The organism is Rapidithrix thailandica (assembly GCF_039710355.1).
Classification (GTDB): domain Bacteria; phylum Bacteroidota; class Bacteroidia; order Cytophagales; family Flammeovirgaceae; genus Rapidithrix; species Rapidithrix thailandica.
This window is the reverse complement of record NZ_JBDKWZ010000004.1, coordinates 13,521-38,993: the sequence shown is the minus strand read 5'-3', so window position 1 is coordinate 38,993 and position 25,473 is coordinate 13,521. Positions and strand designations below refer to the sequence as shown.

Annotated in this window: 27 protein-coding genes; 1 reads left to right on the top strand and 26 read right to left on the bottom strand. The window is 49.5% G+C overall.

The genetic code is table 11. The features are described 5' to 3' along the window. Positions 1 to 89: 89 nt before the first annotated feature. From AAG747_RS07930 to AAG747_RS07845, 18 genes are all read right to left on the bottom strand, one after another. On the bottom strand, positions 90 to 749 hold the full coding sequence (locus AAG747_RS07930; protein WP_346820621.1) for a hypothetical protein: 660 nt from the start codon (positions 747 to 749) through the stop codon (positions 90 to 92). A gap of 2 nt (positions 750 to 751) precedes the next feature. Further along, complete coding sequence (locus AAG747_RS07925) at positions 752 to 2,947, bottom strand: LamG-like jellyroll fold domain-containing protein (protein ID WP_346820620.1); 2,196 nt, start codon at positions 2,945 to 2,947, stop codon at positions 752 to 754. Next, a complete protein-coding gene (locus AAG747_RS07920; protein ID WP_346820619.1) occupies positions 2,944 to 3,324 on the bottom strand; it encodes a hypothetical protein in 381 nt (126 codons plus the stop codon). The genes AAG747_RS07925 and AAG747_RS07920 overlap by 4 nt, the downstream gene beginning before the upstream one ends. A 2-nt stretch (positions 3,325 to 3,326) precedes the next feature. Next, a complete protein-coding gene (locus AAG747_RS07915; protein ID WP_346820618.1) occupies positions 3,327 to 3,623 on the bottom strand; it encodes a hypothetical protein in 297 nt (98 codons plus the stop codon). After that, positions 3,620 to 7,657, bottom strand: coding sequence for a hypothetical protein (locus AAG747_RS07910; protein WP_346820617.1), 4,038 nt, complete (start codon positions 7,655 to 7,657; stop codon positions 3,620 to 3,622). The genes AAG747_RS07915 and AAG747_RS07910 overlap by 4 nt, the downstream gene beginning before the upstream one ends. Continuing rightward, complete coding sequence (locus tag AAG747_RS07905; protein WP_346820616.1) at positions 7,654 to 7,839, bottom strand: hypothetical protein; 186 nt, start codon at positions 7,837 to 7,839, stop codon at positions 7,654 to 7,656. The genes AAG747_RS07910 and AAG747_RS07905 overlap by 4 nt, the downstream gene beginning before the upstream one ends. Then, positions 7,826 to 8,203, bottom strand: coding sequence for a hypothetical protein (locus AAG747_RS07900; protein WP_346820615.1), 378 nt, complete (start codon positions 8,201 to 8,203; stop codon positions 7,826 to 7,828). Before AAG747_RS07900 ends, AAG747_RS07905 begins: the two co-directional genes overlap by 14 nt. A 91-nt stretch (positions 8,204 to 8,294) precedes the next feature. Then, complete coding sequence (locus AAG747_RS07895) at positions 8,295 to 8,786, bottom strand: D-Ala-D-Ala carboxypeptidase family metallohydrolase (RefSeq protein WP_346820614.1); 492 nt, start codon at positions 8,784 to 8,786, stop codon at positions 8,295 to 8,297. Positions 8,787 to 8,846: 60 nt separating this feature from the next. Continuing rightward, positions 8,847 to 9,521, bottom strand: coding sequence for a peptidoglycan-binding domain-containing protein (locus AAG747_RS07890; RefSeq protein WP_346820613.1), 675 nt, complete (start codon positions 9,519 to 9,521; stop codon positions 8,847 to 8,849). Continuing rightward, positions 9,518 to 10,159 (bottom strand): hypothetical protein, encoded by a 642-nt coding sequence (locus tag AAG747_RS07885; RefSeq protein WP_346820612.1) that lies wholly within the window; start codon positions 10,157 to 10,159, stop codon positions 9,518 to 9,520. Before AAG747_RS07885 ends, AAG747_RS07890 begins: the two co-directional genes overlap by 4 nt. A 3-nt stretch (positions 10,160 to 10,162) precedes the next feature. Then, positions 10,163 to 10,342 carry a hypothetical protein gene (locus AAG747_RS07880; protein ID WP_346820611.1) on the bottom strand — a complete coding sequence of 60 codons (180 nt, stop codon included), beginning with the start codon at positions 10,340 to 10,342 and terminating at the stop codon, positions 10,163 to 10,165. Then, positions 10,314 to 10,964, bottom strand: a complete 651-nt coding sequence (locus AAG747_RS07875) for a hypothetical protein (protein WP_346820610.1) — start codon at positions 10,962 to 10,964, stop codon at positions 10,314 to 10,316. Before AAG747_RS07875 ends, AAG747_RS07880 begins: the two co-directional genes overlap by 29 nt. After that, a complete protein-coding gene (locus AAG747_RS07870) occupies positions 10,957 to 11,247 on the bottom strand; it encodes a hypothetical protein (protein ID WP_346820609.1) in 291 nt (96 codons plus the stop codon). The genes AAG747_RS07875 and AAG747_RS07870 overlap by 8 nt, the downstream gene beginning before the upstream one ends. Next, on the bottom strand, positions 11,244 to 11,594 hold the full coding sequence (locus AAG747_RS07865; RefSeq protein ID WP_346820608.1) for a hypothetical protein: 351 nt from the start codon (positions 11,592 to 11,594) through the stop codon (positions 11,244 to 11,246). The genes AAG747_RS07870 and AAG747_RS07865 overlap by 4 nt, the downstream gene beginning before the upstream one ends. Positions 11,595 to 11,685: 91 nt before the next feature. Next, the gene (locus AAG747_RS07860) at positions 11,686 to 12,318 is read right to left on the bottom strand and encodes a hypothetical protein (protein WP_346820607.1); all 633 of its coding nucleotides are present in this window, start codon (positions 12,316 to 12,318) and stop codon (positions 11,686 to 11,688) included. A gap of 33 nt (positions 12,319 to 12,351) precedes the next feature. Continuing rightward, positions 12,352 to 12,780 (bottom strand): hypothetical protein, encoded by a 429-nt coding sequence (locus tag AAG747_RS07855; protein WP_346820606.1) that lies wholly within the window; start codon positions 12,778 to 12,780, stop codon positions 12,352 to 12,354. A 13-nt stretch (positions 12,781 to 12,793) separates the two neighbouring features. Further along, entirely contained in the window at positions 12,794 to 15,109 is a 2,316-nt protein-coding gene (locus AAG747_RS07850) for a transglutaminase-like domain-containing protein (protein ID WP_346820605.1), read from the bottom strand. 2 nt (positions 15,110 to 15,111) lie between these two features. Continuing rightward, positions 15,112 to 15,636, bottom strand: a complete 525-nt coding sequence (locus tag AAG747_RS07845; protein ID WP_346820604.1) for a hypothetical protein — start codon at positions 15,634 to 15,636, stop codon at positions 15,112 to 15,114. Between the two features lie 96 nt (positions 15,637 to 15,732). Between AAG747_RS07845 and AAG747_RS07840 the strand changes: the two genes are divergently transcribed. After that, on the top strand, positions 15,733 to 15,897 hold the full coding sequence (locus AAG747_RS07840) for a helix-turn-helix domain-containing protein (protein WP_346820603.1): 165 nt from the start codon (positions 15,733 to 15,735) through the stop codon (positions 15,895 to 15,897). 126 nt (positions 15,898 to 16,023) lie between these two features. On the opposite strand, the gene AAG747_RS07835 is transcribed toward AAG747_RS07840, so the two are convergent. From AAG747_RS07835 to AAG747_RS07800, 8 genes are all read right to left on the bottom strand, one after another. Then, a complete protein-coding gene (locus tag AAG747_RS07835) occupies positions 16,024 to 17,136 on the bottom strand; it encodes a hypothetical protein (protein WP_346820602.1) in 1,113 nt (370 codons plus the stop codon). After that, positions 17,133 to 19,316 carry a sensor histidine kinase gene (locus AAG747_RS07830; RefSeq protein ID WP_346820601.1) on the bottom strand — a complete coding sequence of 728 codons (2,184 nt, stop codon included), beginning with the start codon at positions 19,314 to 19,316 and terminating at the stop codon, positions 17,133 to 17,135. The genes AAG747_RS07835 and AAG747_RS07830 overlap by 4 nt, the downstream gene beginning before the upstream one ends. After that, on the bottom strand, positions 19,313 to 20,566 hold the full coding sequence (locus AAG747_RS07825; RefSeq protein WP_346820600.1) for a DNA cytosine methyltransferase: 1,254 nt from the start codon (positions 20,564 to 20,566) through the stop codon (positions 19,313 to 19,315). The genes AAG747_RS07830 and AAG747_RS07825 overlap by 4 nt, the downstream gene beginning before the upstream one ends. A 16-nt stretch (positions 20,567 to 20,582) precedes the next feature. After that, on the bottom strand, positions 20,583 to 20,999 hold the full coding sequence (locus AAG747_RS07820) for a very short patch repair endonuclease (protein ID WP_346820599.1): 417 nt from the start codon (positions 20,997 to 20,999) through the stop codon (positions 20,583 to 20,585). An 871-nt stretch (positions 21,000 to 21,870) separates the two neighbouring features. Continuing rightward, positions 21,871 to 23,406, bottom strand: a complete 1,536-nt coding sequence (locus AAG747_RS07815; RefSeq protein WP_346820598.1) for a DUF3987 domain-containing protein — start codon at positions 23,404 to 23,406, stop codon at positions 21,871 to 21,873. Then, positions 23,363 to 24,085 (bottom strand): DnaB-like helicase N-terminal domain-containing protein, encoded by a 723-nt coding sequence (locus AAG747_RS07810; RefSeq protein ID WP_346820597.1) that lies wholly within the window; start codon positions 24,083 to 24,085, stop codon positions 23,363 to 23,365. The genes AAG747_RS07815 and AAG747_RS07810 overlap by 44 nt, the downstream gene beginning before the upstream one ends. A 5-nt stretch (positions 24,086 to 24,090) precedes the next feature. Next, positions 24,091 to 24,333 carry a hypothetical protein gene (locus AAG747_RS07805; RefSeq protein ID WP_346820596.1) on the bottom strand — a complete coding sequence of 81 codons (243 nt, stop codon included), beginning with the start codon at positions 24,331 to 24,333 and terminating at the stop codon, positions 24,091 to 24,093. Beyond that, complete coding sequence (locus AAG747_RS07800; protein ID WP_346820595.1) at positions 24,330 to 25,472, bottom strand: zinc finger MYND domain-containing protein; 1,143 nt, start codon at positions 25,470 to 25,472, stop codon at positions 24,330 to 24,332. Before AAG747_RS07800 ends, AAG747_RS07805 begins: the two co-directional genes overlap by 4 nt. Position 25,473 lies beyond the last annotated feature (1 nt).

The following is a 25,473-nucleotide window of genomic DNA, read 5'->3' as shown; positions in this document are numbered from 1 at the left end:
CAAACCGAATGGCTTGCTTTTCTTAAATACAATTCCCTTGATATATGAGTTTAATGAGGCAAATGTAGAAAATAAATGCGTACTTCTACTTAAACAAGTAATTTCCGGATTTGCTGGGCAAAGTTCCGGATGCGGGTCTTGTCCCGTTCGGACAGCGGGGTTTTCCGGTTAAAAACCAGGAGCAAGGTATAGAGTTTTTCCGGTTCCGCCTCCAGGTAAAGATGGTATACCGCTTTGGCTTCTGTCGATAACAGCTCCAGCTTGGCCCGGCCCGAGGGCATCAAGTCCACGTTGTCGATGTACAAATCCTTGTCCAGGCTTTTGAGCATTTTTTCCAGGTAGTTCAAGGCCTGTTTGTTCAAAGGCTGCTTTTGTTTCAGGGGTTTTAAGGGCTCTACCAACCTTCCGTCTTCGTACTTGCCGGTCAGCTCCACAAAGACGGACAGGTGCAAATCCTCCGGCTTTTTGCGCTCCCCGTGGATCTTGAGCACCGCCACCCGCATACAGCTAAACTCATGGGCCAGGCGGTTCATCAGTTCGTATACCCCCGAGATTTTTTGCAACACCTCCTGCCGCAGGTGACGGGCAAAGGCCCGGGCCATTTCCGTACAAGCCCGGAGCAAACCCACCAGGGCAGCCGCCAGGGCTTTACGTTGTTGTAGCAAGGCAAACACCAGGATACCGCAGAGCACCTGCACCAGGCCAAACCGCTTAATGATCTCCAGCAAGGGGGTCAGTTCTTCCGGCATGATTAATACAAATTTTCAAGGCGTTCACAGGCGTTTTTGACGGCTTGCAACTGTTCCTGGAGATAGTCTCCGGGAAAGCCCCATACTTCCGCGTCCCAATCCCCGGGACGGGTAGCCGAGCCTATGGGAAAGCTGCTCTCCGGGGCCAGGTTCCGGACCTTTACCGCGCTGCCGTCTTCGTAATAGCTGCCCTCCTGGTGCTGGTAGTACAATACCAGGTCTTTAGCCGTCCCGATGGGAAACTCCGGACGGGAGTTTTGCAACACCTCTTTCGGGCTTAACTGCCGTTTCCACAGGGCAAAGGAATGGAAACCGCCTTGCAGGTAGGTGCCACCCCCGGGAAAGTTGCCCGGGGCCGTTTCGCCATAGAGCTGTAAGTCCCCGGTGAAAGCTTGCCCCGTCAAACTGCCGTCCCTGGTGACCGTTCCCAGGGGCGTCCCGTTGAAGTAGAAACGGGAGTCTTCCCCCAGGACAAAGACCCAGGAACTAAAGGCATGGAGATTTTTATACACCGCCTCCTGGTCGAAGGCAAAGGAATGCCCCTTGTCAAAGTCGTATTGAAACCGCCATTGCCGGTCGTTTTCACGGTACAACCTTATTTGCCGGTCGTTGCTGTGCAGAATCCCCAGGTCCTCGGTATCGAAAGGGGCCGAGGGGTATACATTCAGCATGACCGTTAACCCTTTTTCGTCTATGGGCATATCGAAATGGGGCACCAAAAGCTGCTGTTGGCTGTCGCTTTCCTTGTTGAAAGAAGTGGTTTGCACCAGGGCCGGTTGCCCTTGCCTCTCCTCCCTCCAGGCACCATTTCCCGCCCCGTCCCCCGTCTCTTGGGACGGCAAGGGGACGGCAACACCGCTTACCCGGTCAAAAACCTGCTTGCCTTCCCTTTCGCAAAACCGATAATCGGAAATAAGCGTTTGGGTATCAAACAACTCTTTTTCGTACACTTCCGGAACAAGGGCCTCCGTGCTGAACAAAGCCCTTTGCAATATCAGGCCCTTGCCGGGACTTTCCCCCAGCAATGGAGCAATAGTATGGGTATTGGAAAAAAGCCCGTCCGTCCGGGTTTCTACCAGGACAAAAGGGCCCGGGCCTTCCCGGTACCAAATTTTTCTTGTGCTCAAAGTAGGGTATTGTATCAATAAGGTGTGCCGGCCCCGGATCGGATTTTCCTTGATGATTGTATCAAAACCAACTTCACCGGTTACCAGGGAGATTTGATCGCTTTGCACCTGTAAATACCCAAAATAATTGGAAGCGGATGTGGTGACCAGAAGCTCCGCCGGTCCGGTTTCTTTGGAAGTATCAAACTCCAAGACCAGGCTACCTTGTCCCGCCTGTTGCATTTGATCAAAACCGCAGGTGATTTCTATCGCGGCCCCTGGAGTGCTCCGGTTCACCCGGTAGCCGGTACCCCTGTAAAGCCCCCGGCTTTGGTACAGATCCATAAAAACACTTTGTTTGCCAAAGCCCAAATTGCCCGTCTCTTCTAAGGAATAATTTTCCAGGGTTCCATGTGCCGCTGCAAGGGCTGCCGGCTTGGCATAATTGAACCGCTTGGAGTGGTCAAACGCCCAAAGCGGCCGGTCGCTGCCCCGGTGCAAGAGGTCCACATCCAAAGGCCAATAGCCGGTACAAGCCGCATGCAAAGACGAAGGGATGAGTCCCACCCATTTGTGCAATGCCTGGACTTCGCCTTGCGACAATGCTTTGTCGTACAGCGAGACTTGGGACAAACAGCCCTCAAAACTTCCGAAACTCAAAGGGGCATTGCTCACAAAATCCTGGCCGGCACTCAAATCCCTACACTCCGTTTCGGCCACCTTCCGCCCGTTGACCGACAAAGCCAGGCTTTTGGTTATTGCCTGGTAAGAAATGGTAAAGTGAAAGGTGTCCCGGAGGCGAAAATCCTCCCAAAGGCAGGTGTAACTCAGGCCTCCCGAAGCGCACAGGGTAAAGTCTATTTGCCCGGTATGAGCCCTCAGGACCCAACCCGTCCCCTCCAGTTTTTGCACCAGGTCGCCCCCTTCAACTACCCTGGCCAGGCCTACCAACGAAAAGCTTTGCCCCTGATGGAAGGCAAAGCGCTTGTCTATGGGATTGGGGATTACTACCCGCTGGTTCCCGGATAGGTTAAAACTAAGCTGGGCCCGGGTATGCCACAAGGCCCGTTGGTCAATTACTGTTGCTTTCATAAGAGTTCAATAGCCAGGCCGATTTCTATGTTTTCCAATCCTTGTTTGGCGCTTACCGTACCCCGCAAATACCAATGTTCGGCAACGCTGCGGGCAGCGGCATAGGCCCGAACTTCCGCCCAGGTACTTTTAAGCGTCCAGGTGCTTTCCGAAGCCAGGCGCACCTCCCAAATCACCGCCTCTATTTCCAAGGGGGAATAGCGGGGAACGCCCAGGCTTCTGGGTCCTTCCAGCTTCCAATAGGCCGATTTGACAAGATGGTCCGAAGTGACAAAGCGGTCCAGTACCTGGGGGCTGTTTGTCCCTCCTCCGTTGTCGCCGGAACCGCCGCTACTACACAGCTGATACAGCCGTTTGCGTGTCATCTGTATTGCCATGGTTAAAAGCCGTAATAGGTGATGGTTAATACTGACGTTTTGCCCGGATCAATCCCGGTGATTTGAAAGCGCTCCAGGTCTTGCCGGTGGGTGAGTTCCAGCACGGAAGTATCGCCCAAAAGCATCCCTTCGCTGGTGGTAGGCTCGCTGCCATCCGTCCACCAACGGGCCGCTTTTGCCGTCCCTTCCGCCTCCAGCACCAGCAAGGCTTCCACCGCTGTTTGCGGCAAGGTCAGTTTCTTTACTGTAGTATCGAGTAAAAGGCGCTGGGTCCCTACGGTTTTTAAAGTGTTTTTCATCGTTCAAATATTTTGTATTCCCCCGCACCAAAGCGGCCTCTACAGGTAGCCAAACCCGGCTCATCCAGGTTGACAATGCTGTCCGCGTTGTGGGTCCACTCCTGGCTGCCGCGAAAGTTTCCGGATTTGGTCGATTGCATAATGCAGACAAAAGCGGTGTTGGGGTACGACTTCCGGAAGCGCTCAAATTCTTCCGGCTCCAGGTCCAGTACGTTGATCGAATCGATAAAGCAAACTGCATAGCCCTGGTCCAGGTGTCTTTTCACCCCTTCCAAATGGCGGGCATCGGAAAAATGCACCGGGTCTTCGGCCGCAATCCCGTTTTCCTCCATCTTGGTTTTGAGCGTCAAGCCGAAGCCCTCTTCGGCGGCTACGTACAGCACTTTACCGAAACTGCCTAAATACTTGGCCAGTTGAAAGGCCAGGTTGGACTTGCCCATCTTGGGTTTGCCGTAAATAATGAGGTAAAAGTTTTCACTGGGTTGGCCGATAAACTCCGCCCACTTTCCGGAGAAAGGAAGGACTTTAAAATCCATCTTTTGCAGGTCCCCCGCACTCATTACCCCTTTCGGTGTCTTGGCTTCCATCCGGATTCCCTCCAGTGACCGGCTCTCCAGTTCCGGGGACTTGTCTTGAGACAATTCTTTTTCCACCGCTTTCAGCTTGGCATAATAGGGATCGTCTTTAGGGACTTTGCCCTTTTTCAAGGCGCTTTGAATCAGGGCTAACAAGCGCTCTGCCTTTTCCGGAGCGGCTTCCCCTTGCAGGTTCAAAAAGCGTTTAAGCAAGGTCACCGAATAACGCAGCTTTTTCTTTTGCGCCTCTTGCTCCAGTTCCAAAGCCAGGCTTTTGGAAAATTCAACCGTCTGCCGGGTGATCTTGTCCCGTTCCATCCCGTTGTACAGGTCCACCGCTTCGTCCTGGAGCTTGCGGAGCAGGGGTTTGTAAGGGTCGGAAAAACGCTTTTCCTTGGCTTTCTTCTGCAAGTCCAGGATCGCGTTTTTCAGCTCCTTACGGCTTTTGGCCTTGCCCGACATCCCGGCAAACTTCCGGATGATTTTTTGGTCTTCGCTAAAGTGGTACACGTCCTCTTTGAAAAGGATTTCCTGTTGTACGGAAACTTTCTTTCTCATCTCCGGTTTCTTTTTAGGCTCGCTTGTAACAGTCTTTTCCGATTTGGCAGCCGGCTTTTCCAAAACCACAATCCGGGTACGGACCCCGGTTTGTTTAAAAGCCCCACTGCCGGTAAAGCTTTTTTCCGGTAGTACTTCGGAGGTTCCACCTTGTTCCTCCAAAAACTCCCGGAAAGCCGTTTCCTTTTTCGACTGCCGGAAAAACAAGCCTTCCGAAGCCAGGCTGATCACCTGACCCCCGGGTTTGACCATCTCAAAGGCATGAAGGATATGTTCGGCATCCTGCCCCTTTTCAAAGGGAGGATTCATCAAGATGATTTCCGGCCTGTCTTTTTCTGCTGGACGGTACGAAAGAAAATCGTCAAACGCCACGTCAAAACCTTTGAGGCTGAGCACTTCGTGAAAGGAGCGGTTGAGTTCGCCTATCACCAGTTTGTTTTCCGGAAAGGCTTGTTTGATCTCCGCGGCCAAATGGCCCAGGCCGGCGCTGGGTTCCAGGATCACCGCCCCTTCCGGCACCCTGGCCAGGGCAATCATTTTCTCCGCCACCGCTTTAGGCGTAGGGAAAAAGCCCGGCTGTTTGCTCGTCCGGAACTTCTCCTCCAATTCCCGCAACCGCCTGGCGCTTTGTGCCTCTTCGGAAGGTTCAACAGGAGCCAATTCCTGTAACGCTTTCTTAGCCGCCTGAAACCGGCTTTCCGAATCAAGGCCCATGGTTTGCAAACGCTCCAGGCGCTTACGGGCTTCGTCCAAATAGCTCTCCGGCGTATTGCCACGGATGGTAGGATAAAAAGAGTACAGCTCGTTCAAATCGGCAATCGTCCGGATCCCTTGCAACAGCTCCGGAACACTGCCGGCTTCCCAGCCTTCGGCCAACTTCCGGAAGGCAAAGGCCTTTTGCTCCAGGGCTTCCGCGTCCGCCTCCAGGCTTTTCATAATGCCCGCCCTTCTCGGGGTCCAGTTCTGGTGAAACGTCCCCCCGGAACGCTTGGCCGCAGCCTTTTTCTCCAGGCTTTCCGCCTTTTGCCTTAGCTGTCCGGCAAGTTTCTTTTTCGCCTCCGAACCAAGGATTTTCTTTTCCGGCTTCCCCTTTCCCTCCAGATCCAGGTATTGGGGCACCGGCCGGTGATGGTACCGCAGGGCATAGCGCACCCCGGAATGCCCCCAAAGTACCAGGTTCTTACCGTAGTGTTCCGGCGTTTCGCGGTAAAATACCTCCGGGATTTGGGAGAGCCCGGGCACATACCAATGCTGCTGTTCTTCCGGTATACGCTCGGTCATGTCCTCCATCCCGTTGAACTTGCTCTCCAGGGCCATCTCCAGCTTACCCAACATCAGCTCTTCCAACAAGACGTCCCTGCGTAACTTTTCCCGGTCCCGGTAGCTCTTCGGCTCGCCCAACCTGTAATGCGGTTTGCGTTTGCCGGCAGGCACCTGCACCCTGTCAGGTAAAGCAAAAGGCGTCCATTGCGAGACAAGCACCTTAAAGCCATAGCTTTCCTGCTTGCCCGAAGGCTTGACCCGCTTCCGGATGCTGCGCATATATACCCGCATGCCGTAAATCTGTTGCAGGTGTTCCCCTACGATCACCACGTTTTTATCCGGATCAAGATACGTACCGACCCGGAAGGTAAACGAATGATCGTCCTCTGACCGAACCCGCTGCGAATCAAAATCGTACAGCTCAAAACTGTCCGAAAGGCGGATACGGCCCCCGATAGTAGAATGCCATTCTTTGGCGGAGGCCTCCACCGTTTCCCGGACTTCCTTCCATGCCGCATAAGCCGCCAGGTGTTGCTTGAAGGGCAACTTCACAGCCGGTTTCTTGGCCGGCTTTTCTTTCGGATCGCTTGTAACAGGTTTTTCCTCTTTGGGTGGGTCAGTGGTAAGATTGGCGGTTTCTTTCTTGTCTTCCGCCCGTTGCAAGACTTCGATTTGGAAGGCATAGCCTTGCCGGTGACCGGTGATCTTGTATTCGTCCCCCGCAAAAACCGCGTCTTGGATATCGCTATGCGGGGTTTTAAAATCCCCTGCGAACCAGGAATGCGTCACCGTACTTTTGTTCACCCGCACCACCTTGTACCAGGCCCGGCGGCTTTTGATATACAAAGCCCCTTGCAGGCTCTCCCGGTCAAACACCTGTGCTCCCCCGGCTTTCAACTCGTTGAGCCGGGCGGTATAATACGCCAGCTTCTCCTGGGTTTCTTTATAGTCCTCCAAGGTCCTTTCCAGCGATTCCAGGGAAAAAGCCTTCTCTTCTTCGCTTTCGGCTTGTTCCAGGCGTTCCTGGCTGTTTTCGATCATTTTTTCCTGTTGCCGCAGGCGTTTCTGCGCCTCTTTGATCCGCCGTTGCAAAAAGTTGGGATCGGACAACTTAGGCTGAGTGGCCGAAGTCGCGGCCGATTGGGCCATCGCCCGGTACTGCTCGCTCTTGCGGTATTCCTCCAGCCCTTTGTCGTAGCGGTCCATCACCCGGTTGCGGCTACGGGTAAAGGCCCGCCCCCCGGAGCTGTTTACATTGGGTTGGGTCAGCCAGGACCAGTCCTTCCGGAGCCGGTTAAACTCCGCTCTCAACTGTTCGGAACGCTCTTCTGCTTTTTCGGCACGGGTGGCGTACTTTCCCGCCCGGTATTCCGCTTTGGCCGCCTTGCCCTCCTCCTGCTCGGCAAAGCTTTTGCGCGCCTGCTTTTCTTTCAAAGGAAGATCCAGCTTGCTCACCATCGTGATGACCGAAAAGTTCCGGTGATCCCCTTTGCTCACCCAGGCTTTGCGCTTACGGCCCCAGACAAAATAACGCTTGAGCTCTTTTTTTAACTCCTCCGGAAGGGCCTTGTATTCCCCATAATCAAAATGCAGTTCGGCCTTCCGGTCCGGGTTGATGATATAGTAACTATCACTCATGGATCAGCTTCTTTTTCTTCAGGTTTGGATAACAGCCAATAGGCCAACACGGCTCCAGTAAAACTCCCCCAAATAGGGGCCGTTTTAAACTCCGTGTGTTGGGCAATATGGTGGCCGGCCAGCCCTCCGGCCAAACCCGCCACCATCAACAACAAGCGCTCGGGTTCCTTATCCGGACACATGGACCGCTTTCTGCTTCTTTTTCTTGCTGAACACGCCCAGTTCCTTGAATTTCTCCACCGCGTTGCCGGTGGCCACCATCCACATCAATGCCGCTTCGATCGCTTCCTCCGAGTTTTCATTGTCCAGCTCGAAGCGCTCGGCGATAAAGTCAATGAGCTCTTTGTGTTCCTCGGTGGAGAGGTCGTCCAGCTCCCGGTCGATGAAAGGGGCCGATGCCACCACCCGGGGGATCTCTTTCACCACGTTCAAAAGCTTTAACAGCTTCATCCATTTGAACTTGGACTCAAAGATTTCAAAAAGGGTGTAGATCAACACAAACACCGCCAACAGGATCTTTTTCAGGTTTTCAATTCCGAATTGCATACAAATTAAAGTTTAAGAGTGGAAAATTAAGCACCTGTGCTTCTTGTCACAGATGCGGTTACATTCACAATCCGATAGCTTGGAAAGCGGTTTACTTCTCTTTACCGGTCAAAACGATATAGAGTAAAAGTGCTGCCAGGGCCAGGCCCATGGAACCCGCTTTTTGCAAGGTCGCGCCCCCTTCCACCACCGTTTCGTACTGCCTGAGCAGTTTTTGATTGGTAGTGGGATAGCCCCAGACCGCCGGCCAGGGCTTTGCCCGGTCGCTGTCCAGGTGGATGAACCCGGCCCCGATGCCGATTCTCCGGAAGCCCGCTTTGATCGCCCCTTGCAGAATCTTATGGGCCTGCCCCAGGGTCTTGAACCCGATGTCTACGGCCAGGCCCTTCACATGGGCGCTGTCCGGTACGGAGTTTTTCAAGCCCGCATTATAGCGCCTGGTCCGGTAACCGCTGTTGATCTTGAACGGGATGCCGGAATATTCCCGGGCTTTGTCCAGCCGGGACAAAAAGCCCGGGTCCATATTCCGGCCAGAACCCGGGGCGTCCGGACTGTCAAATTCACTGTATTGAAAGTATTTCATAAGCACCAGTGCTTGTTTTTCATTTTAGGAGAAAATCAATAATATCTCCCGTAAATCCTTCTAACTAAAAGCGTTGAGAATCCGCTGGATATGTTCGGGCTTCTTGTGTTTTAAATAGGTCTTTTGAAAGGCCAAAAACTCTGGCAGGCTGCCGGAAAACACCTTGGTTTCGTCCGAGTCCACCCAGAAGCGCACCGGCCGTTCGTTCAACACCGCCTCCACCTCCCGGTAGTCCCCCTTGGTCTTGCCGGTGGCCTTGCCCAGATAGGTCTGGTCCTCTACTTTGACGATTGGTAAAGCCCCCAAATACGTCTCCCCGATCAAGGGAAGCGAGAAGCTGTTGACCTTCTTGTACACCGAAGCCCCGTAGCGGTTTTTGGCATAGACGTATTGGGGCAAACCGGCGGGTTTCTCCGGCTCCGGACGGTTGATCAGGCGCTCAAAAGTGCTGCGGTCCACTACCGTGGGATAGCCGGCCCGGACCAGGGCTTTTGCCGTCCCCCGGCCAAACGTCCCGTCCGCCCCTCCGGAAGCCCGGAGCAGGGCGGCGGCACTCCCGCCTTGTTGCAACAAGGCCGCCTGCAATTGCCTCACCAAAGGCCCTGTACTCCCTTGCCGCAATGGAAAACCCTTAGATACCGGTGCTCCCGGTACCTTGGGTGACGAACGCTTGCGCGTAGATAAATAAATCAACAAACCCGCGACAAACACAAAAGGTAATGGGGTATCTTTCATCGTATAGTGACTTTATCCCGGGGTACAAAATAGCGCTGCTGCTTGTTTTCCAGCTCCACAAAGAACACATCCCCTAAGCGCACCACCGATTGCTTCATGCCCAAAGGCTGCTCGCTTTGGATGTACTGCACGCTTTGCAGATCGGAGGAAAACACCGGTACCAGCCCCTTGCCATAGACTTTCTCCGGCAAGACCAGACCGCTTAAATCACCCGCCAAAAGCTGGCGGAACTTGCCGAACTCCGAAGGACTCAAGGCACTTTGGATGTTTTTCAACAGGTCCTTGCCGTAACGCATCCGGTAAGCTTCGGTCACCTCCCCAAAAGATACCCCCGCTTGGGCCATATCCCGGGTTGTACCGAAAAGCTCTTCTTCGTCCTCCGACCATCCGAAAAAGTCATTCTCCCACATGGCCGAGTAATAACGGGAGGCGTACACCGCTGCACGGCCCAAGGTGGTATCCGAGCCGTAGGCACGGTCGAACTTCTTCTCCTGTTCCCGCTTCTGCACCTTCCGGACTACCTGGTAACCCACAAACACCACCCCCGCTCCCAGCAGGGCTTTCCACACCAAGGGAGGGATGCCTTCCACCACTCCCTTGGCCGCCGATCCGGCCGCTAATAAAGCTGTCGCTGCCATGGATTATAAAAGGTTTTTGTTTGCTTTGATCAGATAATTGATGCCCGGCAAGCGGGACTTCTCCGCCAGGATCTCCAGGGACTCCTGGCTTAAATTCTTCTCCAGGATCTTTAACAACTCCTGTTTGCTGCGGCTCACTTTCAGCCGGCCGCCTTTAGACTGCTTGGTTAACTGTGGAATCATGGCTCAATGCGTTTATCATACTACTGGCGGCCCGGGGGTAATCCTCCGCCTGGGAGAAGGCCTGCAACAACTGACCAAAGGCCTGTTTGTCCGCCGGGCCCAGGCCCTTGTACCAGTGGGTAAAGTTTTCAATGTCCGGATCGCTTTCGGGCGCTCCGGCAATACCGGCAGGCGTTTGCCCTTTCATCGCCCCCAAAAAGCCGCTCAGGCTTTGCAGGAGCATGGACGTGGCTTCCGGGTGCTGGTAGGCGCTCTCCACGATGCCCTCCAGGCCCCCTTTCCGGCTCTGCTCCCGCTCCCGCAACTGCAACTCGTAGTCCCGGTCCTTAAAAGCCAGGTCTTTTTCCTTGGCAAACAAATCCCGTTTCGTCCGGTCCAGTTCCTGGGTTAACTCCCGGTTTGTCTCTTTATAATCCCTTACCTTCGCCTGCAAATCCTGGATCACATAGTCTTTCCAGCTTTGCGGCCCCGGTGAGGCTGTTTCTTCGGTCAATTCCTTCATGGGTTTGGGGGTTGTACGGTGGCACTGGCGCCAGGCGCGCTTCCGGCAGGGTTCCGAGCAATACTTCTGGTTCACCCGCACCGCTGTATAGTCCGTTCCGCAATGGCTACATTTAGGCAAAACTTTCCTGGTTATGTTCGGTGTATTTGATCACGGTCACGTTACGGCTGCCGCCCTCCTCAAAGCGCAGCCACAAGGGCCCCTGGAGCCGGAGGTTCTCCAGCACGGGGGAGCGGTACTGCTCGCCCGGCGCCAACTCCAGGCCCGGGGCACTGCCGCCCGAAAAACTCATCCGCACCATACAAGCCCCCCGGTTCAGCACTTCAAAGCCCGCACAGTCCAGCTCTACAGGACCGTCTTCGTACGGGTTTTCCAGTGTGGGGACCAATTGCCGCAAACTCATCGCTCTAACAAAAAGACGATTTGGTACACCACCTCACCACTGGGCTGCGAGGGCAATACCGTTTTGACTTTCAACTGCTGCCCGTGGTTGGACAAATCCACCGGCTCCCAGGGCTTCTCCGGGGCGTAATGGTACACCTCGCTGCTCTCGGTATCTACCAGCGTCCCGCTGCTGTCCTCCAGGCCGATTTCAAAGAAGGAAAGGCCCCCGCCGGAAAACTCGTGTATCCGCAGGCCCGTCACTTTCCTGTAGGCGCTGTCCAGATGCACCGTGGTCGTCCTTGCCCCTCCGGGCGTGCCGGCCGCAAAACGCACCAGCTCCGTTTGTTTTTTAAATGCTCTTGCCATCGGTTTTAAGGGTTAAATAACAGATTGGTTCAACAGTCCGGCCCGCCAGCGGCAGGCCGGTCTTTCTTGAATTGTGTAGAAAACAGAAAAATTACTTCTCCTGGGTCTTGGTACCGAACAACTCTACCTTCACCCAGTAACGGTCCCCTTCCTGACCGGTAGGAGGCGTTACGCTGCTGCCTTCCGGAAAACGCAACTGGATGCGCACCGGCACTTCCTCCCGAAGGATAAAAGGTGTATACACCGCAAAAGTGCTCTCCGGGCCGCCCAGCAAGCCCTTCGGCTCATAGGACAACAAGGCCGAAACCGGCATCTCAAACAAGACCCGGTCGTTTTGCTTGATCAGCAAGTCCGCGTTGAACAAGGCCGGGTGGATATCGTTCCTGCCCGTTACGGTATTGTAGTACAAACCGATGGCTGAAGTTTGCTCCCCGGCCAACCAGCCGAAGCCGATGCGGTCCACCGCCATGTTTTCGAACTTGTCCAGCTTGGCACGGTCCAGGTTGCGTACCCCGTCCTGCTTGGAGTCCGAGGCTTTTACCAGGTCCGCCGTATCCGACTTGCCCGTGATCTCGTGTTTTACATACAGGATATGGGAAGAGCTCTTCAGCTCGTTGGACAAAAAGCGTTCGGCCGTCTCCGGAGGCAACTGCCCCGTGTTGGCCGCGTGCTTGATCATCTCATGGGCACGCGTGGTGATCTTGTCGTAATTGACAGTTAACATCTTGGTATAATCGTTAAAACGTTGAAAAATCGTTTAAATACCCAGGGCAGCGCCTTGCAACAAAGCCGTATCTTCCATGCCTTGCAGCAAATGGCTGTCTTCCGGGATCATCTCCAGGTCCGCGGCCACCGCGTCCAGGTCGGCAAACTCCTCCCCGTAGCCTTCCGCTTCGCCCAGCTGTGGCACGAACTGGGCCGCTTTGCCCTGGCTCAGCGAAGGGATAAACTGGTTGGCCGTCTTAAAGACCGAACTGATGGCCACCCCTGCGGCCAGGTCTTTGACCGCCTCACTTTTCGAGCTCATATGCACATAGGCAGAGCCCAGCAACAGGGCCGGGGAAATAAACTTCTTGATCCCCTCCGGCAAGGGCAGCATCGAAGAAGCCGCCTTTTCCAACACCATGCCCGAAGAGATAAACAACACCTTCTTGCCGGTACTTTGTAGTTTTTTTGAATCAACCATAGCTTTTTAAAAGTTAAATAGTGACTTTGCCCAGCCCCCTGCGGGAGGCCGGGGTGTTACGTTTCGTGCTTGTTTTGCGGCTTGTGGCTTTGCGTTGGGTCGTTTTCTTCCTTACGGTGCTTGTTCCTTTCCTCCGGGCAGGTGCCCCGCTCAGGCCTGCGGGCTTTTGGCTCTTGTTCATCAACAGCAAACCGCCCACTGCGACCGCGGCAAGTACCAGGCCCATCGAGCCTCCACCGGCCGTCTGCGGTGTTGGGGATGACGGGTATTGAGGCGGCACATAAGGTACCGGAGTACCAGAGCCGTCCGGAACAGGGCCTTTGCCCGGCAGCGGAATCCCGATTTTGTCCAAAGGAAGTTTTTTCTTCGCCAACTCGGCCGCCTTCTCCGCCAGCTTCTTTTTGTTGCCCTTTACCAGGTCTTTTACCACCTTGACTCCGCCTTTTACCAGCTTGCCCGCGCCTTTGGCTACCTTGATCACCAGGCCTTTCAACCAGGATACAATTTTGGCAATAAACCCGCTGGCGGCTGTTCCTCCCACCGCCGTACCGGCGGCACCTAGGCCGGTAGCACCTAAGTCGGCCACACCTAAGCCGGCGGCGCCCAAGCCCTCCACGCCCCGGAAGCCAAACCGCCTCTTTTGCCGGAGCATCGCTTGCAAACGGCTGTGTACACTACTGCTTGGCGTTGAAGTCCGGCTACCCGGGAGGCCGGCCCCCGGGGTCCAACCACTTGGGGTCCGGCCTCCCGGAAGGATGCCTTTAGGTCTTAAAGGAGAAGATTTTGATGCAAAACGGTAGAAAGGATTCCGTTTTTTCAACAGCTCTTGCATCCTCCGTTTCACCGCTTCCGGATCTTTTGCCGGGCTTTGAGGGGTCTGCTGTTCGGTGGGATTGCCCTTCGGGGCCGCTGAACCCTTGTGCCCTCCAATCGTCTGGTCGATATGGGCCGGTTCCAAAAACGGCAAACCGTGTTTTTTCACCCCTTTCTCCCAACCCCGGATAATGTAATGCCGCAAATTGCCTTCCTTGCCTTTTAAAGTGTTTACCCAGAGGTTCCGCGTCTTTTTCAAGCGGTCCACCGACTTGCGCCAGCTGTCCAGGTCCAGGCCGATTTGCCTGGCTTGCGCTTCGCTCAAATAGCCGTAGCCCAGACGCTCGCTCATCTTAAACAGGTTGCTCCGGAAAGCCGCTTCCAGACCACCCCGGGCCGCCAGTGAAAGAGGATTGTACCGGGCAATGGCATTGCCTACCGCACGCACCCCGTCCCCTACCCGGTCACCCACCCATTTTACCCCTTTACCTACGGCCTTCACGCCTTTCTTCACTACCTTGCCCACGGCTTTGACGCCCTTTTTCACCCCCTTCCACAGCTTTTTAAAAAAGCCGCCCAAACCGGACAACTTCTCCTGGGCTTCTTCCCAGGCCTCCAGCTCGTCCAGGCGTTGACTCCTCGCCACCGGGTCCTCCCAGACTTGGAGCACCGAGTCGATTTGCCGGGCCAGGTCCACGCCCCGGTAACCGGCATAGTCGGCCGCCAGATTTTGAGACACCGCGATCCGGGTGTTTTGCAGGTGCTTTTTCAAAGAGTCCAAAAAGCCCCGGTACAAGCCGTCCCCGTCCACCGCTCCCAGGCCGGGAACGCCCAACAAGTCGAACTCGTTGCCAAAGGTTTCCGGAACTCCCAGGCCGGTAGCACCTAGGCCGGTCGCACCGAGGCCTACCGCTTCGTAAGGCAAAGGTTCTTCGTCTACCCCGTTTAAATATTGTATCGGTAATTGCATTGCTCTGTCAAATTTTGCTGAATAAGGTACTTCGTAATTCCAGCGGTCCACTACCGGATCGATCACGTAATGGCCTTGCGAAAGGCGGTGGCCGGCTTTGGGTACCACCACATACACGTGCTGGTAGTAGTCGCGGCCCTTGTACCTGGTCATCCGGTAGTAATGCGGAACCTTTAAATTGCTTAAAATACTGGAAATAAAGATCGTATAATCATCGCAGTCCACGCCCCGGGCCCGTTCCTTCCAAATACGAAGCGGTCTATGCAACTGCTCCGTGCCGGGATCGTCTTTCCGGTATTGGATATGCCGGTAGATAAAATCAAAGATATTTTTTGTGGTCGTCTCCAGGTCCTTGCCCTTCAGGTGCCGGGCCAGCTTTTTCGTATCACCCAAGGTCTCTTTGACAATCTTTTCAATCAGGTTCAGGGTGTCGAAGACGTCCCCGTGCTGGAGGATTTTATCCGTGCCCTCCAGCTCGCTGAAAGAGGGAAACAGCCGGTTATATTCCCTGCCGGACCTTATTTCCCGTTTACCTGTGGCTACCATCCCTAAATCCCGTTGACGGTTTGCGTTTTGCCCAACTGCTTGGTAAAGCTCTCCGAGAAAGGATAGCCGTTGGCCTCGCCCTGAACGTCTACCTTGATCTCCATGGAGGACAAAAAGGCAAAGAAGTTCAGCCCTAAAGAGAGCAAGGAGGCCTGTAACGGAAAGCGCTCTACGCTGCTATCCCGGGGCAAGATCCGGTAGGTAGACCCCGCAGGGGGAGACTTCACGATCAGTTTCCATACCCCCTGCCCGTCTTTGACGTATAAGGAGATAACCAGATGGCTTAACTGTAAGCTGTGGGTGGAGTAATTGGAAAACCGAAAGGCCGGCTCAAAGTACACCTTGCCCTTGCTGATCCGCGGCCAGTCGATCCCGGCAAAGCCGATGTCGATCTTTCCGGCCGTGTATTTGGTCTTCAGGGCATCGCCGGCCACCAGGCCCGCCAGCAAAATCCCCCCGGTGATTAAGAATACATTCATACGTTTGTCAATTGGATAAGGCAAGTATAAGACGGGTGGATTTTGCATTGAACAAACCTAGTCAAACTCACTGATTTTCAATGAAAAATGCGTATTTTTAGCTATCTTTACACCGATTAAAAAACCAAAAAATCCTGTAAAAAAATGAGCATGATCACTAGAAAAGAAATGGCCGATATGTACGGGGTCAGCTATTCCACCATCCGGAGGTATTTAAAGGCGATTGGCATTGACAACCCCAGACGGATCAGCCCCAAAGAGATGAAACAGTTTGTAGAGCATTACGGGGAGCCGGACGGATGGGAATAAAAACAAATAACCCCGGCCGGGGAGGCTGGGGTTTCTTTAATAATAGACTATTCTTAACGGTAAGTTGTGCTTTTTGACAAGTTTTGGTTTGTGAGTTAACCACAATGACTTAGCAATACGCCCCTACTAAAACAACATATTTTTAAGTTCCTCTGTTTTGAAGTCTGGAGATCCTTGCCTTGAATAGTAGTAAGAGAACCTGGCCACCACGTCCTTTGTAAATTGACTATTTAAAGAAGCAATTCTTGAGAAATCAGACTCAAAATCTCCTCTTTTAATTGATTTGACCTTTTGAAAGTTGATAAGCCCTCCTTCTATAGAATTATATTTGGGGAGAAAATGATATTTATTTGAATAGCTGTTTTGTAAGAGTTTTTCTAATGTGTTTTTGGCTTCATTTATGACTTCTGGTCTAGCCTTGTTCTTTTTGATTATGTTCTTCTTTTCGGAGATTATACCTTGTGTATTTTCTTCAATCAGAACAAGTAGAATGTCTTTAGCTTTTTGTTGAGCCAAATCGCATGACGGGGTTAAAACAATAAATTTTTTATTAGAGGAGTTCTCTTTAACAATATCGCCAGTAAAAATATTAGGTTTAACAGGTGGAGTAATATATGTTTCAGCAGGGTGGTAACTCTCAAAATTGTACTCCTCTGTCAACTCTAAATATTCCTGGATATGTAAGAGAGTGTATCTCAATAATGATTTTTCTTTTTGTAATGGATTTCGACTGGTATCGTTGACCCAAACGTCCACAGAATTGGAAAGATGCTTCCAGAAAATATCATTAAGATACTTTTCAATTTCTCCTTTTTTACCTAAAATATTCGTAACTCCTGTATTATAAATATTAACCAGTTGCTCCAAGTAATTATCGTCTTCACCTCTTGTTCTTATTTTAAATAAACTACTTTCTTCTTTTAAATCATCATCAATATGCTGAGGGGTTCCGGTTATGACAAATACTGGGAATCTTAAGTTTCCTTTGATCTTTTTCAATACTTCATTTCCAGAATAATTTTGATCAGCCTTGCCATTTTCATCAAGTTTTAAATCAACAATAGCTGCATCAAAAGATGATTCCACATTTTCCAAAGATTTTAAGGCCGATTCCTTATCAGCTTCGAAGGTAGGATTGATTTTTACATTACTATCAAGATTATAAGCATTAATGCTTCTTTCATAACTCTTTTTTTGTTCAGGATCATCCTCAACAATCAGCAATTTTAACTCTTTCATATTTTATCAATTTCTATTTGAAAGTAAGCCCCCGTCTCTGACTTTCTGGCTGTAAGTTTTCCATTCAGCCGTCCAACAGCCTCACCGGCTATAGCCAGACCTAAGCCTGTTCCACTGTGTTTTTTGGTGTACCCAGGTTCAAAAATCACATCTGATTCAATTTCATCATCTGTTAAGCCCGGACCATTGTCTTTAAAATTAATTTTAATGGATTTATCGGAATCTGAAACTTTTATAGTTATCGTTTTCGACTCTTGATTAGTTAGGGTTAGCCAGTAAATGCTGTTTTCTATTAAATTTGTAATACAAGTAAAAAGATCTTCTTCCCATCCAAAAATTATTAATTGTTCATCACAATCAAGAATAAATTCAATGCCAGTATCTTTTGCTGATTTTTTAAAAATCTGCCAAGCATTAGAAATGATTTCACAGATGTTGAAATTCTTTTTATTTGATCGTCGTTGATTGGCCAAAGGATTAACTCTTTTAAATAAGTCAGAAATCAACTTGCTATTCCGTCTGAAGCCGTCAATGCTTTCATCTAATTCTTCAAGCGATTTTTCCTCTTTGGTTTTTTTATAATACCTTATATACCTTTCTATGACCTTAGCTTCTGTATTGAAAAAATGAATTGGCTTGCGCCCCTCATGTAAAATGATGGTAACGATTTTCCCTAGTGTGGCTTGACCTTGATAAATAGAGATTGTTTTTTGAATGTCTTTCAGAAGTCCAGCTTTTACCTGTTCCTCTGTCTTTAAGATTGACTTTATCTGGTCAATATTCTCTTGCCCAACCTTAAACTGTTCGAGTTTGGCTTCAATATTTTTGGATAAATCTGAAAAACTGAAAAGGTCGGAAATATTATTTTGTAAAGTATTTCTACCTCTGCTTTTCAAACTTTTCATTCTAAAAGTGAATCTTCTTAATTCTAGCTCTTTAAGAGCTTTCTGTGCTAATTCCTTCAGGCCAAAATAATATTCATTTTCTTTCAATCCATCCCGTGCACTCTTTTCTTCAAGTCTTGAAAGTTCTTCTGGCTGTATAGTAATAAAACCAACAATTTGATTATTGCTTATTCTTAAAGTTGGATTTTGGATCCTTTCCTTATCCAAATCGAGCCAATCAACTCCGCCATTGCCATAAGGACGAATTCTGAACTGGTTTTTATATATATTTACTCCGTATGCCTCATTTAACAACCTTTTTGCCTCATTTTTTCCAGCATATTCCTCGGAGACGGGATCAATCAACCCTTTGTTAATGAGGTTATCAATAGCTTCTGGTTCTCGGTCAAAAACTCTAAGATCAATATCTATATCTCCACAATATTTCCTTCCATTCTCTAAATTATAATGGGTAACAATTTTTTCGGATTGTTTGGAATCAGAAAGTACATTATTCTCAAATATCAGATTTGCATTTCCTTGGCTGTTTATACTACCACTGATTCGATAATCATAGAACTTAATGATCTCATAGGTTTCAATGTCAAATTCCCTGTCATTAAATTGCTCAATTGGACAATTATTAAACGACAGGTTAATCTTGAATATATCTTTTTCAAAATCTTTAAATGGAGATATTAATTTCCTTAACTCATTTATCAACTTTTCTATAGAGGTCTTATCCCATACTGATATTTTACTTTCTTCAGGTTCATCTTTAGCAATAATCTCAATAGTTGTCCCGGAAGGTTTATCTGTTTTCTGTTTTTCAAGTAAAAGCTCAATATTCTCCAAAAAATCATCTGTTTTAAAAACCCTCCAGTCGATTACAGCAGTTGACTTTTCTCCAGTTTTATCAACAGATAACAAGGTCATTTCTTGTCCCAAAATTGATGCAGCAAACCTTCCAATACCTTTTCTCCCCTGAAAAAACCGCTTCTTATATGGACTTACTTTACGTTTAAGTTTGTCATTGGTGGCTGGAACAAGCCATTTATTTACTACTGTCTCGAAATTCATTCCATGCCCATCATCTACGACTGTAATTATTAAAGCATCTTCATTATTTACTTTTTTGTAATTGAAATTAATATTTACCTGATCAGCATCAGCATCATAAGCATTCTTCACCAGTTCAACTAAGGCAGCATATGAGTCACCAATCAAATCACTTCCAATGGTATGGATGAGTCTAGCTGCAGGCCTGATTTTATATGTTACGTTTTGTTTACTCATAAAAGAGATCTTAATTTTTTAGCTATTTCAAAAGCCATCAATGGCGGGACAGCATTTCCAATTTGCCTGAAGCCTGGAGTTCTGTTAATGCCTTCCCTAATACCTTCAAAATAATAATCGTCCGGAAAGGATTGCAGTCTGGCAGCTTCACGAACTGTTATCGACCTGTTCTGACTGATATCAGGATGAATATAATAGTGTCCGTCTTTGGCTATATGGGCAACTACAGTTTGAGAATAAGGCTCATCCGGAGCTACTACCTTAAATCTGTCATAGAATGAATCTCTGTTTTTATGAGTTTTCAGACGATCCGGCAAATCATTATAATTCAGACGCTCTCGTTTTTTATTCCACTTTTTCAAAGCAATCCTGTAAATCTCTTTGTCCTGGTCTGTATGAGGCCGGGCAACATGCTGAGTCAATACATCAATTCCATTACGGATTAAGCTTTGTTCCAAATAACTGTTGGTGTCAGACTTATATGTTAAAAACTTGTCTTTTCCCTCTCCTGCCTGAATTCCAGGCAAATCCTCAAACAAGTGCCTCACCTTATAATCCGTGTTGATTTTGATTGATTCAAGATCAGGGATATCCAATGACAATTCTTTTCTCCAGCCAATAATTATAATCCGTTTCCTGTTTTGTAACACTCCGAAGTTATTGGCTTCTACAATAAATAGCTTGAGAAAGTACCCTTTTGTCAGAAAGAGCTTTCTCATATCTTCCAGATAAATCCCGTTACCAGCTGATTTCAGTCCGACAACGTTTTCAAATACAAACATTTTAGGTTCGTATTTTCCAAGAAACTCGGCATAAGGTATATAAAGGTAATTCCTCGGGTCATCTGACATACTTGTTTTAGACCTTGCCCTTCCTACCAATGAGTAGGCCTGACAAGGAGGCCCTCCAATTATCAAATCAACTTTCCTTACTCTCAGTTGTTCTTCAATTATTTTATTGATTTCAGAGTAATGTTCTGCCCCAATCGGCAAATTGATTATTGTATCCAATACTTCAGACGGTACAGAGGAATACAGTTCCTTTCTTGATATATCTCCTTTCAGATAAGCTATATAAAGGTCATATTTGTTAATGGATTTCAGATAATGATAAACTGCACGGGTTCTGAGCGTATAGCAGGCGGCATTGTCAATTTCAACATGTGCAACAGGTTTGAAACCAGCTCTGATAAACCCTTCAGAGAGGCCTCCCGCTCCTGCAAATAGATCTATATATTTCAATTCACTCATTTAATTCTGGTCTTATTTATTTAGTTAGTTTGCGCACAAGGGATTGAAGGGTTCTTTCTCTCTTTTCAGGTTTTAGCTCACATTCCCATACAATAATTACCTTCCATCCTTCCTTAAACAGTAAGTCGATATTTACGAGATCTCTCTGTTTATTTTTATTGATTTTATCAATCCACCATTCTGTTCTTGTTTTGGGTACAACAAAATACTTGCATCCCTCATGGCCATGCCAAAAACAACCATGGATAAATACCACGGTTTTGTATTTGGGAAACACCAAATCCGGTTTTCCAGGCAATTTTTTATCATGCAACCGGTATCTGAACCCTTCAGAAAATAAAAACTTTCTGACCAACATTTCAGGCTTTGTGTCTTTCCCTTTTATCCGGCTCATGTTGTAACTTCTTGTCACTGGTTTGTGTACATCAGCCATTTAATATAGTATTTTTAAACAGGTTGACATTACTGTTAGTCCGGTTTATCTGATCAAATAATTTTGATTTATTACTTCCTGACTTTAAGGTATTATCAACCTTATACATTATCACAATTAATATTTTAAATATTTCATATAAACCCTTCAATAGCAAACAAATACATTATTTTTAATTTTTATTTGCTATAAAAATACAGCATAAATATATAATTTGAAATTTTATATAAACACACATTGTTTTTTATGATTAAAAAACATTAAACTTTTCCAAGAATCCTCCTACCCTCTGCCATTTCTCCAAAATATCCTCAAAACACCACTCTTCCCAAACACTACTTGCATTTTTGCATACTTTGCACACTTCGCCAGTATAACTATCATAAAGAACTGTATTTCAACACCTTGTAATATGCAAGTAAAATGCAAAGCCCTTGCATACTACGTTTTACTTTTTGTTGATTATCAACAACTTAGCGATTTTGTAGTATGCAAACTGATTTTGCATACTTGCCGGGCAAGTGTGCAAAATGCAAATCGCCAATTGCACACTTCACACTTGTATCTCCTTGATTTAAAACCAGTTGTAACGAAGTGTGCAAAAATGCAAAAATGCAAGTAGTATTTTTATAAAAGTTAAGAGTGAATAGGAAGAAAAGGGAGCCTATAGAAAAATCACAGCCCCTTTTTTGTACTTTACTATGTTTTAACCCCTTTCTATTCTCTTAGAAGTGATTCTCTATATGATTCTACAGGCCTTAAAAAGCTCTCTCCCCCTTTAAGGAGAACTAAGACTAAACAGCAAAAAGCCCCGGAAACGATGTCCCAGGGCTTTTTGTAAGCTCTTTTTTTATCACTAAAGGAAAATATCTTATTGGTTTAAGATATACACGCTTTTACGGTCTATCCGGCCTCCGTAGCGCAAAACACCCGTTTTCCGGGCATTGGTCAGGTAATTGGCCGCCGAACGCTCGCTCATCTTGTACTCCCGTTTTAAGGTCTGTTTGATTTCCCGGGCTTCCAGTTGGTTTTTCCCGCCAAATACCTTTCGCCAGTTCACCCGGAAGTGTCCGGATTGGTCTTTATAAGGTGACGAATTAATAAAGTTAAACACCTTTAAAATCTGCTCTTCGTAGTACTCACAGAGCTGTGCAGCCGCATACGAGGACGGATAGGTCACATACTCCAGGCTGGATTCGTGACAAGCCGCTCTCAGGCATTCCATCACCCCTGCCAGGCGGATATAATGCATCTTCATTCTACTGTGTACCGACTTGTAAAAGGAGCTTTTCTGCGGGTCCCGCAAGCTGTTGATAAAGTCTACCTTCTTGTCGTCCCATTCGTAGTAAATCTCCATTGCCCGCTTGTCAAAAGCCAACACATGACTTTCCGGGTTGCCCTCCTCGTCCTTGTCGAACTCCAAGGCATACAGCCGTTCAATCAGGTTTTCATAGGCCTCTACAAACTCCCGTTGTAAGGGCTCCTTTTCCCGGTCCGGAACAAAGGGCCTATCTCCGGGGGGAAAGCAAAACAGCATCCGGTAGATAAAACCCGAGTTTTTTCTATTGCCTCTTGCCAGTTCGTGCAGGGAGTTGGGCACCATCGCCCCTTTGATGGGCACAAAAGGTGTGGGGTTGTAATAGCTTTTGTTCTGCCGCTCGATGTTCACAGGGGCCCCGTCATAGATTTTTAACCAGGCCGCCTCTTCCTTCGCCCCTCCGTTCTTGTTGTAGGAGCCAAAGCCGGCAAACCAGGTCACCAGCTCATCGGTAAACAGACAGATCCCCCGCTCGTTGGAATCCATTGCCTTGCCCAGCGTCTCAAAGGTAATATCGTCAATGATATAGGTACGCCTTTTGAGCTTCTGTAAGCGCTTCTCCAGTTCGAAGTTTTCGTTCTTCAGCTGCTCCATTTCGTTACTGTCCCGCGTCTTGCTGGCGGCAAGCATATCGAACTTGTTTTTCATCTGTTCCTCCTCCAGCTTTTCCTTTTCCTTCAGGTACTCGTTATAAGCCCGCATATTGCGCTTGTGGATAGGCTTGTAGGCAAAATTCATCGCCGAAGACTTCCCTTGTCCGGATTCATCGATCAGGCATTGCCACAAAGCCAGGATCACCGGGGAGCGGTCCGTCTTCGCCTTATAGGTCTTCCCTACCGCTGCCGAAACCGCCCCTAAGATGGCCGAGCCCAGCATGTCCGGAATCTCCTTGCGGTACTCCACATAGTGCAAAAGGATGTTCCGCACCGTCTCCGGAAACACATTCACCGGGAAGGAGCTGTTGAACGGGTTTTGCTTCTTGTCTTCCTCTACCGTGTAGGCTTCCAGGTTTACTTCCTGTTCGTTGTATTCTTCAAAAAACTCATCAAAGGAGGGCATAGCGTTTGGCGTGGTTTCGGAGTTCGTCAATGGTTTTGTCTAGCTGGGCCGCCAGGCGGAGGTTCTGCTTCTCCACCAGGCCCCGGGTTTCCTGCAAACCCTGGATCAAAGCCAGGAGCCGGTACCGCCGGCTCACCTGGATCTTTTGTACTTTCTTGTCAAACTGTTCCTGGACCTTCAATAAATCCTCGTACAGGGCATAGTCTTTTTCGTTGTAGTCCAACAAGGCATTGAGCAGGGTAATCACATCCGTGGTGGTATCGGAGATCAGGTCCAGCATTTTTTTGCGGTCCTCCCCTTTGTCGTGACGGCTGAGGACGGCAAAGAGTTGCCGCCTCAAGGCCGCCTCCACCAGCACAAAACAGTAGTACTGCAAGTTGGCCTGGTCTACCACCCTATCCACTTTCCGCGCCACCTGGGCCGCGTACTGCTCCCGGAACTGCCGGTAGCGCTCCTCTATCTTGAAATACGCTTTCAAGGGCTGCTTTTGGCTGTTTAAAAGCCCTTCCAGCCGGTGGATGACCGTGAGAATATCAATGGGTTGGCGCTTTTTGTGCATCTCTTGCAGGCAGTGCCATAACGCCCGGTTTTCGGGCTGTAAAAAGGTGTTCGTGTTGACGACGGTTTGGGCCAGCTCCACGCTCCCCACCACCTGGATACAACAGCCCAACACCGTCTCTTCGATTTGGGTAATGGTGCGATAGTACATAGGGATTACAGGTTCATGTAGTGAATATCATAAGCGGCCATAAAGTGGCCCAGGGAAGGAAACAGGCAGTTTTCCGGAACGTTCCACAGCTCCAGGCCATTTTGCAGGAGACGGAGTTTGTAAAAGGCCTGGGGATGGGTGGTCGGGTAATGCACCTCGTAGGTGAGCACCCGGGCGGGCAAAACGCCCATTGCCGTAGAAACAACCACCTCTTCCCCCGGTACGTATTGGTTGACTTTCTCATTCATTGTTTTTTCTTGTTTTTATGTTTCCAGTACTCCATCCGGCAGGCGTCCGAACAGAAATGAGCGTTGGGTCTTTGCTTGAGCGCGGTCTTGCCACAATGGTCGCAGATGATCTCAAAACCTTGCCTACGGCTGTCGTAGCCCCGTTCTTCTTCCGTTACACGCGGCTTTTCCCCATCCGTTTTATCCGTCTCCGCGTCCCTTTCTGCCGTCTCGTTCGCGTCCTTCTTTTTGACTACCGGGATTTGAAAACCGATTTGGGGGCGTTCCCGCTCCGGTTCGTAAGGGACCGTGACCGGCACCGGACGGGAGGCCTCCTGCGGGCTTTGTTCCTCCAGCACCGAGCGGTGGGCAAAGTAGTAGATATACCACATACTCAACAAAAACAGGCTCACCACCGAAAGGCTGACACCCATCATCACCCGGGCCGCCGTATGGGTAAACTGCTTTTGCTCCGCGGATTTCTGTTCATAACGGCCCTGCGCATGTTGCAACCCGTCCCGCCAGTCGGCTTTGAGCCGGGCGATCTCCGAAGTATGCCCGGCAATCACCTGCCGGGTGATGGGATTGTACATGTTGATCTTGCCCTTCCAGGACACCGAAGCCTTGTAGGCGGCCAGGGCTTTTTCCTCTTCGGCAATCCGTTGGAGAAAACCTCGGTTGATTTGGACGGTATCCTCTTGAAAGCCGTTGAGCAGGGCCGCCTGCTGGGTATCGGTATGTAAGACAAACAATTCCGCGCCTTTCATACTGCTGAAGACCGACAGGGAAAAGAGCAAAGCCACCCAGAGGAGGCTAAACGGGTTGATCTTCTGCCAGTTGCTTTTCAAGGCGCCTACAAAGAAATAGCGCAACTCCAGCCGTAGGCCCAGTTCCAGAAGCACCAAAAGACACAGGGTAATCAATCCGCTGAGGAAATAAGCCGTTTCCTCGGCTACATAAGGCAACAGTTCGGCCAGCTGGAGAAAGGGAAAGGTAAAGGCCGCAGCAATGCTCAAGGCGTTGCACACAAAGGAAAGTACCAGGGCAATCCGCTGTTTCGGCTTGTACTGCTCCCAGTAGGGCTTTTCCCGGAAAATTTCGGCAAAAGCCTGCATGTCTGCTTTTCGCTTATGCGATTGCAGAGGGTTTGATTCTGCCATA